The organism is Azohydromonas aeria (assembly GCF_009760915.1).
GTDB classification, from domain to species: Bacteria; Pseudomonadota; Gammaproteobacteria; order Burkholderiales; family Burkholderiaceae_C; genus Azohydromonas; species Azohydromonas aeria.
On record NZ_VIDQ01000131.1, the window covers coordinates 1 to 12,117 of the forward strand.

The 12,117-nt window shown below is 71.4% G+C and carries 11 protein-coding genes; 4 read left to right on the plus strand and 7 right to left on the minus strand.

The window, feature by feature from the left end; translation table 11 throughout:
• On the plus strand, window positions 1-478 hold a 478-nt coding region (locus FJ694_RS34650), incomplete at its 5' end, for an Hpt domain-containing protein (RefSeq protein WP_157272076.1).
• A gap of 31 nt (window positions 479-509) precedes the next feature.
• Here the strand turns inward: FJ694_RS34650 and FJ694_RS34655 are convergent.
• From FJ694_RS34655 to FJ694_RS34675, 5 genes are all read right to left on the minus strand, one after another.
• Window positions 510-1,319: an ABC transporter substrate-binding protein gene (locus tag FJ694_RS34655; RefSeq protein WP_157272077.1), complete on the minus strand. Its 810-nt coding sequence runs from the start codon at window positions 1,317-1,319 to the stop codon at window positions 510-512.
• A 135-nt stretch (window positions 1,320-1,454) separates the two neighbouring features.
• Window positions 1,455-3,668 carry a sensor domain-containing protein gene (locus tag FJ694_RS34660; RefSeq protein WP_157272078.1) on the minus strand — a complete coding sequence of 738 codons (2,214 nt, stop codon included), beginning with the start codon at window positions 3,666-3,668 and terminating at the stop codon, window positions 1,455-1,457.
• A gap of 164 nt (window positions 3,669-3,832) precedes the next feature.
• Entirely contained in the window at window positions 3,833-4,531 is a 699-nt protein-coding gene (locus tag FJ694_RS34665) for a hypothetical protein (RefSeq protein ID WP_157272079.1), read from the minus strand.
• Entirely contained in the window at window positions 4,531-5,496 is a 966-nt protein-coding gene (locus FJ694_RS34670; protein WP_157272080.1) for an aldo/keto reductase, read from the minus strand. The genes FJ694_RS34665 and FJ694_RS34670 overlap by 1 nt, the downstream gene beginning before the upstream one ends.
• A gap of 47 nt (window positions 5,497-5,543) precedes the next feature.
• Window positions 5,544-5,918 (minus strand): DUF1161 domain-containing protein, encoded by a 375-nt coding sequence (locus tag FJ694_RS34675; protein ID WP_232540359.1) that lies wholly within the window; start codon window positions 5,916-5,918, stop codon window positions 5,544-5,546.
• A 129-nt stretch (window positions 5,919-6,047) separates the two neighbouring features.
• On the opposite strand from FJ694_RS34675, the gene FJ694_RS34680 reads away from it, so the two are divergent.
• Window positions 6,048-7,880 carry a sensor histidine kinase gene (locus FJ694_RS34680; protein WP_157272081.1) on the plus strand — a complete coding sequence of 611 codons (1,833 nt, stop codon included), beginning with the start codon at window positions 6,048-6,050 and terminating at the stop codon, window positions 7,878-7,880.
• Between the two features lie 6 nt (window positions 7,881-7,886).
• On the opposite strand, the gene FJ694_RS34685 is transcribed toward FJ694_RS34680, so the two are convergent.
• Complete coding sequence (locus FJ694_RS34685) at window positions 7,887-8,519, minus strand: glycoside hydrolase family 19 protein (RefSeq protein WP_157272082.1); 633 nt, start codon at window positions 8,517-8,519, stop codon at window positions 7,887-7,889.
• 382 nt (window positions 8,520-8,901) lie between these two features.
• Here FJ694_RS34685 and FJ694_RS34690 point away from each other — a divergent pair, with 382 nt between their 5' ends.
• Together FJ694_RS34690 and FJ694_RS34695 are read left to right on the plus strand one after the other, a co-directional pair.
• Window positions 8,902-10,686, plus strand: coding sequence for a methyl-accepting chemotaxis protein (locus FJ694_RS34690; RefSeq protein ID WP_157272083.1), 1,785 nt, complete (start codon window positions 8,902-8,904; stop codon window positions 10,684-10,686).
• Window positions 10,687-10,807: 121 nt separating this feature from the next.
• Entirely contained in the window at window positions 10,808-11,203 is a 396-nt protein-coding gene (locus FJ694_RS34695) for a hypothetical protein (RefSeq protein ID WP_157272084.1), read from the plus strand.
• Window positions 11,204-11,754: 551 nt separating this feature from the next.
• Here the strand turns inward: FJ694_RS34695 and FJ694_RS34700 are convergent.
• On the minus strand, window positions 11,755-12,117 hold a 363-nt coding region (locus tag FJ694_RS34700; protein WP_157271403.1), incomplete at its 5' end, for a transposase.

Sequence of the window (12,117 nt, forward strand, 5' to 3'; positions counted from 1 at the left end):
TGCCGGCGCAACCGCCCGGCCGGGCGGCAGCGGCGGCATGGGCGTGGCTGTGGCCGAGGCGTCGGCCGGCGCGCAGGGCACCGCCGTGCTGGAGGCACCGGCGCCCGCGCCGGCGGCCGGGGCCGCCGCCGACGCCGCCGCCGCCGCCGACGCGGCGTGGCCGGGCCTGTCGGTGCGGCAGGGCGTGGCGATCTGGGGCAATCCGGCGCTGTACCGGCGCTGCCTGCGCATGTTCGTGGCCGAGTACGCCCACAGCGCCCGCGACATGGCCAACGCCGCGCCGCAGGCCGCGGCCTTCCTGGCCCACAAGCTCAAGGGCGCGGCCGGCAACCTGGCCTTGCCCGAGGTGCGCGCGCACTGCGAGGCGGCCGAAGCCGCGTTCAAGGCCGGCCGGAGCGCGGCCGCGGAGCTGGCCGCGCTGCAGGCGGCGCTGGACACCGCGGTGGCGTCCATCGGGCGCTACACGGCCGGCGACTGAAGCGCCGCGGCGGCGCGGCGCACCGCCTCACTCAGCTCGGCGCGCGCGCGGCCCAGCGCGCGATGACGGCGTGCAGCGCATCCAGCCCGTCGGTGAGCGCGGCCGGGCCGGGCTGCAGGATCAGCGGCGACTTCACCTCGTGCAGCTCGCCGTCGCGCACGGCGGGAATGGCCGCGTAGCCCTCGCGCGCCGCCACCCGCTCGGGGCGGAATTTCTTCCCGCACCAGGAGCCGAAGATCAGGTCGGGTCGGCGGTCGATGACCTCGCGCGGGTCGGCAACGATGCGGTCACGCCCCAGCGGCGCGGCGGCACGCTCGGGGAAAATGTCGTCGCCCCCGGCAATCCGGATCAATTCGCTGACCCAGCGGATGGCGCTGATCTGCGGCTCGTCCCATTCCTCGAAGTACACCCGCGGGCGCCGCGGCAGGCGCTGCGCCGCCGCGCGCACGGCCTCGACGCGCGCCTCCAGCGCCGCCGCATAAGCCTCGGCCCGCGCCGCGGCGCCCACCAGCGCGCCCAGGCGCCGCACGTAGCCCAGGATGCCGGCCACGCTGCGGTGGTTGGCGATCCACACCTCCACGCCGGCCTTGACCAGCGCCTGCGCGATGTCGGCCTGCATGTCGGAGAAGCCGATGGCCAGGTCGGGCCGCAGCGCCAGGATGCGGTCCACCTTCGCGCTGGTGAAGGCCGAGACGCGCGGCTTGTCCTGGCGCGCGCGCGCCGGCCGCACCGTGAAGCCGGAGATGCCCACGATGCGCCCCTCCTCGCCCAGCGCGTACAGCACCTCCGTGGGCTCCTCGGTGAGGCAGACGATGCGCTGGGGCTGGCCGGTGATGTCCATGGGAAAGAGGCGGCGTCCGGCGCGAGGCCGGAACCGGGTGGTGGCTCGGGAAGGGGCCCGCATTGTGCCCGCGCGCAAGGCCGCGGCCGGCGGCGCTGCCGGACTGGTTGCGGCGGTGACGGTGCTGGCGCCCCGTCAGGGCGCGGCCGGCGGCACCGGCCATTCCGCCGCGGGCACCGGCCGCCCGAACAGGTAGCCCTGGAAGTACGGGCAGCCGTGCTGCGACAGGAAGTCGCGCTGCTCGGCGGTCTCCACGCCCTCGGCCACCACCTTGAGCGACAGGCTGCGCGCCAGCAGCAGCACGGTCTGCACGATGCTGGCGTCGTTGCAGTCGCTCAGCACGTCGTTGACGAAGGAACGGTCGATCTTGATCTCGTCGAGCGGCAGCCGCTTGAGGTAGGCCAGCGACGAGTAGCCGGTGCCGAAGTCGTCGATCGAGAAGCGCACGCCCTGCGCGCGCAGCAGCGCCATCTTGCGCGCCACCTCGCCCACGTCGGCCAGCAGCAGGCTCTCGGTGATCTCCAGCTTGAGCCGGTTCGGGTCGGCCCCGGCCTCCTCCAGCGTGCGCAGCACCTGCTCCACGAAGTCGTGCTGGTGGAACTGGCGCGCGCTCACGTTCACCGACAGCGTCAGCGCGCGCGTGTCCTCGTGGCGCGACCAGGCCACCAGCTGCGCGCAGGCCTGCGCCAGCACCTGCTGGCCCACCGCCACGATCAGCCCGTTCTGCTCCGCCAGCGGGATGAAGTCGGCCGGCGACACCAGCCCGCGCATCGGATGGCGCCAGCGCACCAGCGCCTCCGCGCCCACGCGCCGCGCCTGCGCGTCCACCACCGGCTGCAGCACGATGAAGAGCTCGCCGCGCTCCAGCGCGGCGCGCAGGTCGGTGGCCAGGCAGGCGCGCGCCAGCACCGTCTCCTGCATGGCCGGGTCGAAGAAGCGCCGCGCGTTGCGGCCCGCGTCCTTGGCCTGGTACATGGCGAAGTCGGCGCGCTTGAGCAGCTCCTCGGCGCTGTCGCCGGGCACGCCGAACAGCGCGATGCCGATGCTGCCGGTGCTGCGGTGCAGCGCGCCGCCCAGGTCGCAGGGCTGCTCGATGCCGTGCATGAGCTTGGCGGCGATGGCCTCGGCATGCGTGGCGGCCTCCGCCACGTCGGCGCCCAGCTCCTCGGCGATGACGACGAACTCGTCGCCGCCCATGCGCGCGGCCGTGTCGCTGGCGCGCAGGCCCTCGCGCAGGCGCTGCGCGATCTGCTGCAGCAGCGCGTCGCCGCTGGCATGGCCGTGGCTGTCGTTGAGCTCCTTGAAGTTGTCCAGGTCGATGAACATCAGCGCGCCGAACTGCCCGGTGCGCAGGCTGAGCTCGACGGCATGCTGCAGCCGGTCCTGCATCAGGCTGCGGTTGGGCAGCCCGGTGAGCGCGTCGAAGTAGGCCAGGCGCTGCGTCAGCGCCTCGGCCGCCTTGCGCTCGGAGATGTCGGAGAAGCTGCCCACCATGCGCAGCGGCCGGCCCTCGGCATCGCGCTCGACCACGTCGCCGCGGTCGAGCACCCAGATCACGCTGCCGTCCTGGCGCCGCATGCGGTGCTCGTGCCGATAGGCGCCGTGCCCGTCGAGCGACTGCTGCAGCGCCGCCGCGATGGCGGGACGGTCCTCATCGAACAGGCAGTCCTCGAAGTCCTTGACGGTGCCCGTCAGGCGCGACTTCTCGAAGCCCAGCATCTGGTACCAGCGCTGGTTGTGCTGCAGCGCGTTGGTGCGCAGGTCCCAGTCCCACACGCCCTCGCCGGTGGTGTCGAGCACGTAGCTCAGGCGCCGCTCGCTCTCCTGCACCTGCTGCTGGGCGCGGCGCACGTCGGTGATGTCGTGCGCGATGACGAGGATGCGCGGCTGGCCGTTGTCGCCGATGAAGGGCTTCTTGATCGACTTGAACCAGCGCTTCTCGCCGGTGCGGTCGTCGGTGGACTCCTCGATCACGACCTCGGTGCGGCCGCGCGCCATGATGCCCAGCACGTTCTGCCGGAAGAACTCGGCCTGCTCCGGCGTGGCGCTGAAGTGCCCGTCGTGCTTGCCCACCATCGCCGCAGGCGTGGTGCCGTAGAAGTCGGCCACCGGCTTGTTGCACAGCAGGAAGTTGCCCTCGTGGTCCTTGAGCACGATGAAGTCCGGCGACTCGTCCAGCACGGTGCGCAGCAGCGCCTTTTGCGCGCGCAGGTGCCGCTCGGCATCGCCGGCATGCCAGGGACTGCCGGTGATCTCTTCCAGGCGCGAGCGCAGCGCGTCGATCTCGCGCTGCAGCGCGGCGGCGTCGGCTTCGCCCTGGAGCAGGGTTTGGGCGGTAGCGTCGTTCAAGGGGCGGTTCCTCGGGCGGGCGCCGCGGCGGAATGCGGGCAGCGGGCGGTGGCGGAAAGTCACGGAACCCGACTATCGCCACGGTGTGCCAACACAGGGTGTCGGGACTGTGAAAGTCCGTCCCGTCCCGACGTGCGTCCGCCCACGGCGGGCGGTTCCGGCTTTCAGGCCCGGGACACGGCCCCGCGCCGCGCCGGCGCCCGGGCGCCGCGCCGCGGCGCCGCGATGGCGGCGATGCACCCCAGCGCCGCCAGCGGCAGCAGCGGCCAGGCGGGCTGCTCCAGCGAGGCCTGCGTCAGCGCCTCCAGCGCGCAGCCGGCCAGCGGCAGCGGCAGCAACAGCGCCCGCGCCGCCGGCGTGGCCAGCGGCACCACGGCCAGCAGCGCCAGCAGCGTGGGCGCGGGCATCAGCCCCACCACCTCGGCGCGCCACCACGGCAGGCCCGACAGCGGCGCCCACAGCGGCAGCCCGATGAGCGCCGCGGCGAGCAGCACGAGCGCGGCGGCGCGAGCCACGGGCGTGGGCGCCGGCGCGAAGGCGTCGCGCCGCGCGACTTCGGCCAGCAGCAGCGCCTGCGCCGCGAAGCCCACGGCCATGTGAGGCGCGCCCCAGTGGATCTGCGCGTAGCGCAGCAGCAGGAAATCCCAGGCCAGCGTGATGCACCACAGCGCGGCCAGCGCCGCCAGCAGCCGCGGCGCGCCGCGCCGGCGCAGCAGCAGCGCGGCCAGCGCCACCGCGCCGCAGCCGAGCATGAGCCACTGCGCCGGCCACAGCGCGCGGTTGTGGGCCTCGACCAGCCGCGCGAAGACGCGCACCGAGAACAGCTGGAAGTCGGCCGGGACGTAGCTCCACCACTCCGGCATCACAGCGCCGCCTCCAGCTCGGCGGTGATGCGCCGGCGCTGCGCCGCGTCGGGCAGCCGTCCGCCGGCGGCAGCCAGGTTCTCGCGCACGTGCGCCACGCGGGTGGTGGCCGGGATCACGCAGGTCACGGCCGGGTGCGAGACGATGAACTTCAGGATCAGCTGCGCCCAGCTGGTGGCGCCGAGTTCCGCGCCGGCCCAGTCGGGCAGCGGCCGGCGCGCCAGGCGCCGCGTGAGATCGCCCTGGCGAAAGGGGCGGTTGACGATGACGGCGATGCCGCGCTCGGCCGCCAGCGGCAGCAGCCGCTGCTCGGCCTCACGGTCCACGGGGTTGTAGGTCAGCTGCACGAAGTCCAGCGGCTTGCTGGCCATCACGCGCTCCAGCTCGGCGTGGCGGCGGCCCTCGCTGGTGGTGATGCCCACGTAGCGCAGCCGCCCCGCGGCCTTCATGCGCTGCAGCGTGGGCAGGTGCTCCTCCCAGGCCAGCAGGTTGTGCACCTGCAGCAGGTCGAAGCGCGGCAGGCCCCAGTAGTTGCGCGAGGCCTCGATCTGCGCCGGGCCCTCGCGGCCGTTGCCGATCCAGACCTTGTCGGCGGCGAAGACGCGGTCGCGGGCGCTGAGGGTGCGCAGCGCCTGGCCCACCACCTCCTGCGAGGAGCCGTACATCGGCGAGGAGTCGATGAGCCGCCCGCCGCCGGCGAAGAAGGCCTCGACCACGCGCGTGCACTCCTCGCGCAGCTCGGTGTCGCGGCCGACGTTGAAGGTGATCCAGGTGCCCAGCCCGACCACGGGCAGCCGCTCGCGGCTGGAGGGGATGGTGCGCGTGGGCGTCGTGGAGGGCGCCGGTGGCGTGGCCGACGGCTGGGCGCCGGCGCCGGGCGCGGCCAGCCCCAGGCCCGCGCCGGCCAGGCCGGCCAGGCTGCTCAGGACGTGGCGGCGGCCGGGCAGCAAGGTCGTGCTCTTCATGAAAACCAGCTTCGCACGCGGGCGGCCGCTGCGCGCGGGGTGGGGTTTCAGCGCTGGAACGCCGGATCGGCCTGACGCGGGCACTCGCCGTTGACCACGATCGAACCGTCGCGGCACTCGGTGATGACCTCGCGCCGGCGCGGCGCCGGGGCGGTGGCCCGCGGCGCGGCCGGCGCGGTGGCGGCGCCCGGCGCGTCGGTGCCGGGCAGGTAGACGATCTTCCTGCGCCCCTGGTCGCAGCGCCCGACCACGCGGCCGGGCACCTCGGCCTCGGCATCGACCGTGGACAGCGTGAAGCGCTCGACGCCGCCGGCGCGGAACTTGGCCTCGATCTCGGCCTGGATCGGCTCGCAGTTGCTGGCCCGCGCCGCCATGCAGGCCGGCAGCAGCAGCGCCAGCGTGATCAGGCTCGGCTTCAACATCAGGGTTTCTCCTTATCCATCGATGGCCTGGACTTGCCGAAAGGCAAGGCTAAGTGTTTACCCGGGCGCCATGATGCCCCGCTTCCCGGCACGCCGGCCGCCCGCCTGTGTCGTCGCGGCCCACCGCCCATGCCCGATCCCGCCGCTTCCGCCCTCGCCTCGCGCCAGCCCGACCGGCTGCGCGAGTGGCTGGTGCTGGGCGCCGCGGTGCTGGTGGTGCTGGCGCTGAGCGCGGCCAGCACGCTGATGCTGTGGCGCCAGCGCGCCGACACGCTGCAGACCTGGCAGCTGTACATGGGCAACTTCGCCGGCACCGTGGCGGAGCATGCCGGGCAGGTGGCGCACACCGCCGACGCGGTGCTCACCCGCGTCGTGGAGCGCGTGCAGGACGAGGCCGGCGAGAGCGAGGAGCGGCTGCGCGAGGTGGCGGCGTCGCGGCGCATGTTCGACTTCCTGGAGACGCGGCGCCTGGAGTCTTCCGGCGTGGCGCGCGACATCGCCATCATCGACCTGCACGGCCAGGTGCTGGTCAACAGCCAGGCCTTCCCGCCGCCGCACGTCAACGTGCACGACCGCGACTATTTCAAGGCGCACCTGGCGCAGCCGGAGCTGCAGTCGTTCCTGTCGGCGCCGGTGCTCAGCCGCGACACCGGGCGCTGGACCTTCTTCCTGGCGCGCAAGATCCGCGCGCGCTCCGGGCACGCGCTCGGCCTGGTAATCACGGGCATCGAGGTGGCGTACTTCGAGCGCTTCTACCGCTCCGTCAACCTCGACGACGCCCACACCGCGATCCAGCTGCTGCGCAGCGACGGCACGCCGCTGGCGCGCCATCCGCAGCGCCTGGGCGTGATGACCCGCTCCTACCACGACGCGCCGGGGCTGCGCGCGCTGCGCGAGGCGCAGGCCCGGGGCGAGCACGGCGCCCTGCTCTTCACGCGCGCGCCGCGCCCGTCGAACCCGTCCGTCTCCGACAGCCGCCTGGTGGCGGCGCGCGCCGTGGAGGGGCTGCCGCTGGCGGTGGTGGCGATCGCCACGGAGGAGCTGATGCTGCGCGAGTGGCGCCGCACGGCCTGGTTCGTGGGACTGGGCACGCTGGTGCTGGACGCGGTGCTGGCCGCCCTGGCGCTGTGGAGCTTCACGGCGCTGCGGCGCCGGCGCCGTGCCATCGAGCGCCTGGCCGCGGAGCACGACCAGCAGGCCGCCTTCCTCGCGGGCATCAGCCATGAGATCCGCACCCCGCTCGACGGGCTGCTGGCGCGCACGCGCCGGCTGCTGCAGCAGGCGCCGGCGCTCGACGCCGAGGGGCAGCGGCAGGAGCTGCGCACCATGGAGCGCTCCGCAGAGCTGCTGCTGGCGCTGGTGGACGATCTGCTGGACTACTCGCGGCTGGAGACCGGGCACCTGGACCTGGCGCGCGTGCCCTTCGCCATCGCGCCGGTGGCGCAGGACTGCCTGGCGCTGTTCGAGGAGCCCGCCCGCGCGCGCGGCGTGGCGCTGGAGCTCTACATGGGCAGCGCCGCGCACACGACGCTGGTGCTGGGCGACCCGCTGCGGCTGGCGCAGATCATCAACAACCTGCTGTCCAACGCGCTGCGCTTCACGGCGGCCGGGCGCGTGGCGCTGAGCATCGCGCCGCTGGACACGCAGCGCTGGCGCGTGGCGGTGAGCGACACCGGCACGGGCATGACGGCCGAGCAGCGCGCGCGGCTGTTCGAGCCGCTGGCGCCGCCGCCGGGCGGCGTGTTCCGGCACGCCGGGGACGGCGCGGCGGGCCCGGGCCAGGGCCTGGGGCTGGGACTGTCGATCGTGCGGCGCCTGGCGCTGCTGCACGGCGGCTCCGTCGCCGTGGACAGCGAGCCGGGGCGCGGCACCGAGGTCAGCTGCGAGCTGCTCCTGCCGCCGGCGCCGGCCCAGGCGGCCCAGGCCCAGGCCGCCGTGGCCGAGGCCTCGCAGCCGGGCTGAGCCGGTTCAACAGCGCACGTCGTCGAGCGCCGCCAGCGCGCCGCGGAACAGCGCGCGGCGCTCGTAGAGCCCGCCCATGGGCGAGACCTGCTCGTGAATGAAGCGGGTGATGGCGTCGAACTGCAGCCGGTCGGCCAGCTCGTTGAAGCCGCGCTGGCGCCAGTACCAGGCCGAGGCCAGGCAGGCGTCCTGCGGCCGCGCCACCAGCTCGGGGCTGGCCTCGTAGGGGCGCTCCAGCGCCGCGCCGGCCTCGCGGTAGACGGCGCGGCCGAGCAGCCGGATCAGGCCGCGGCCGCGGTAGCGCCAGCCGTCGCCGCTGGCGGCGTCGCCGTTGCCGTGGCGGCCGGCGTGCACGTGGTTGGCCAGCCGCTGCGGCGCGCCCACCAGGCTCTCCGCCTCGGACAGGTCGCGCACGCACTCGGGCCACATGGCGCAGATGCGCTCGGGCGTGCGGTGCAGCATGCCCTCCTCCAGCGCCACGAAGCCCCGGCTCTCGAAGGCGCATTGCGAGACGAAGGCCGCCACGCGCGCGGGGGTGCGGATGTCGAAGCGCTCGCAGGCCGCGGCCAGCGGCTGCGCGTAGTTCTCGGCCACCCGGGGCGCGATGCCGGCCTCGACCAGCATGGCGACGCTCAGCAAGCCGGCCTCCGGACGGCGGCCGGTGCCAGGCCCGGGATCGGCCTCGACGGCAGTCTTGCGCACTGCAACATGGTGGCCAGTTTGCGCGCTGCACCATGCCGGGGTCGAGAGGCAGGCGGCCACGGCCGAGCCCGTTTTGAATCGAGACGTATCGGGTCTGACGAGCATCGGTCCGATGCGGATGAAAGGCTTCCCCTCCGTGAATGGGGCCCGGGGGATGCCCGGGTGGCTGCCGGCACGACGGCGCCGCCGAATCACTTTGTCACGGCTTGACTTGGCACAGATCAAGCACGGGCGCCCTCCTGCACAGTGCGTCCCGGGACAAGCCGCGGCACGGCCATGCCGCAGCGCGTGCGCGGCCACCCGCGGGAGGACAACGAAGATGAAACTCGCCGACTTCAAGATCGGGACGCGCCTGGGCGCGGCTTTCTGGCTGGTCACGCTCATGAGCTTCGCCAGCGCCGGGCTGGCGCTGCACGAGCTCTCCGGCATCCAGCGCAACCTGGAGGTCGTGGTCAAGGAGAACAACGTCGCGGGCGCGTACAGCCACGGCCTGAAGGACGTGATCCAGACCGTGGGCCGGGTCATGCCCACGCTGGTGATGGTGGGCGACGACGCGGCGCAGCAGCAGAAGCTCCAGGAGGAGCTCGCCACCGCGCGGCAGGTGTACGACGTCTCGCGCGACGCGCTCAAGGACCTGCCGTCCAGCGACGAGTTCAAGGCGCTGCTGGGCAAGCTCGACGCGGCCCGCACGGCCGCCGCCGCCGCCAACGACCAAGTGCAGGCGCTGGCCCTGGCCGGCCAGCGCGAGCCCGCGCTGGCGCTGCTGCAGGGCGAGGCCCGGGCGCTGAACCAGGCCTGGCAGGCGGCGGTGGAGGAGACGATCCGGCTGCAGGACGCCGCCAACTGGCTCACCTTCGAAGAGGCCACGGCCAGCTACGAGCACGCGCGCAACCTGCTCATCGGCTTCACGGCGGTGATGGCGGCGCTGGCGCTGCTGCTGGGCTGGACCATCACGCGCTCCATCACGCGGCCGCTGAAGCGCGCCTGCGACGTGGCGCTGCGCGTGGCCGACGGCGACCTGGGCGCCGAGGTGAGCGCGCAGGGCCGCGACGAGACGGCGCAACTGCTGGGCGCGCTGGCGACGATGCAGGACAAGCTGACCCACACCGTGGCGCGCGTGCGCGAGAACGCGGAAGGGGTGGCCACGGCCAGCGCGCAGATCGCGCAGGGCAACCAGGACCTGAGCCAGCGCACCGAGCAGCAGGCCTCGTCGCTGCAGCAGACGGCCGCGGCCATGGAGCAGCTGGGCGGGACGGTGCGGCACAACGCCGACAACGCCGGCCAGGCCAACCAGCTGGCGCTGGGTGCGTCGGCCGTGGCGGTGCGCGGCGGCACGGTGGTGGCGCAGGTGGTGGAGACCATGCGCGGCATCGCCGGCAGCTCGAACAAGATCGCCGACATCATCAGCGTGATCGACAGCATCGCCTTCCAGACCAACATCCTGGCGCTCAACGCCGCGGTGGAGGCGGCACGCGCGGGCGAGCACGGCCGGGGCTTCGCGGTGGTGGCGGGCGAGGTACGCAGCCTGGCACAGCGCAGCGCGACGGCGGCGCGCGAGATCAAGGCGCTGATCACCGACAGCGTGGACCGCGTCGAGCACGGGTCGTCGCTGGTGGACCAGGCGGGCCAGACGATGGAAGAGGTGGTGACGGCCGTGAAGCGCGTCTCGGACCTGATGGGCGAGATCAGCGCGGCCAGCGCCGAGCAGAGCAAGGGCGTGGCGCAGGTGGGCGAGGCGGTGACGCACATGGACCACGCCACGCAGCAGAACGCCGCCCTGGTGGAGGAAAGCGCGGCGGCGGCCGAGAGCCTGCGCGCGCAGGCGCAGCAGTTGGTGCAGGCGGTGGCGGTGTTTCGGCTGGCGCACGAAGGCGCGGCCATTCGGCCGGTGGCCGCCGTGAATACCGCGGCGCGGGCGGTGGCGGCGAGCATGGGAACTCCAGCCACTGCGGGCTGGGATGGGGCTGAGAGGCGGGGGCCGGATCGGGCGAGGAATGTGATGCGGCCGGAGTTTGGGAGGCGGGATCACTCGGCCCCGGCGCCTGCTGCCAATACCGCTGCCCGGACGGGGACGGATGACAACGAGGAGTGGACTTCGTTCTGAATTGAATAAGGGCCGGCTTGGTGCCGGCCTTTTTGTTTGTCAGGCACGGGGTGCGCTGCTCAAACAACAAAATAGTGCATACGTGTCATCCTGAACCATTAATAAGCAAAGAAAACATTCCATGAGAACATCAAAGGGTGGAACCGATATGTACTGCCCACGGTGCAAGAAAATTAAAACCTGCAAAGCCATCTCTGCTGCACAAGTCACCATGGACACAAGCGACTACGCGCAGCGCAAATACTACACGGAGCACGCCGACATTCATTTCTTCCAGCGCGGCAGATTATGTCTTTCGTGCGGACACAGATTCGTTTCAGGAGAAGTTGACCTTGAGTTCTTGCAAGAACTCATTGAGCTTCGCGACGCACTCAAAGAGATCAAGTCTAATGCAGAAATGTACACCAAACAGTCGGCCGCAGCTGCTGACTCCCTATCAAAATTAAACAATTCTCTTGGAGTATTAAAGGCACTCAAGCTCTACAGGAAAACTGGCAAGAGGGAGAATCTTGACTAAAGCATGCTCAAGGTCACGCCTTGCCTTTTTCCCCTGTTTTCACCCAACGGCTTGCTGAAGCAGTCGAGGCAAAAGGCAAGACTCCAACGATGCTGCTATTGTCAGAGACGGCTAAAGCCGTGATGGGGTCACCCATTAGCCGTCTCCGTCAATAGGGGTGAGCGCATCCCCGCGCCACCCCGCGCGTCTTTACCAACATCTCCGCCCAGCAAGTTCGCCACACACTTGGTTCTCAGTTCATGGTTGCGCACGCGGCGCACCAGTCACCCATCAGGATCAAGACCTTGGCAACTCGCGCTGCCAGGCCCCTGGCTGCATTTGCAGCCCCAGAAAACCTTCTGTTCCTCACCGTGTCCAAACAAGCAGCTGAAATTTCAGCCGCACAGGTCCATGGCTTCACCCAAAAGTGATCCAACCTTAAGTGGCTCGCGGTGCGGGCGCAGCAAACCTCTGTAATCGGGCGGGATCAACGGCGGCGTGCAATCAGGTCTGATGGTTCTTCCAACCCCATGGCAATACTGCCGCCGTTGTCCCATTGAATCAGTTGCTTGCTATCCAAATGCCTTTCCCGCATCGAATGAGGAGCCACTCTTCATCACATGAAAGCAAGCCCTGGCAAGCTTGTGCGCCACTGCCTTGATAGCTACCACGGGCAAGGTTTTGGCGCACTTCTTCTGATACCAGCGCTTGATGGTGGCGTCGTAGCGAATGGCAAAATGTGCCGCCTCAACGAATGCCCAAGCCAAATGCTTGTTGCCGCACTTTGCGTTGCCTGAACCCTTTTTCTTGCCATTCGATTCTCGCCGACTGTCCACCGTGCGAGCATAAGAAGCAAAGTCGCCAGGCGTTTCAAATCGCTCAATACTGCCCGTTTCGTAGGCAATGGTCATTGCAAGCACTTCGCCAATACCGCT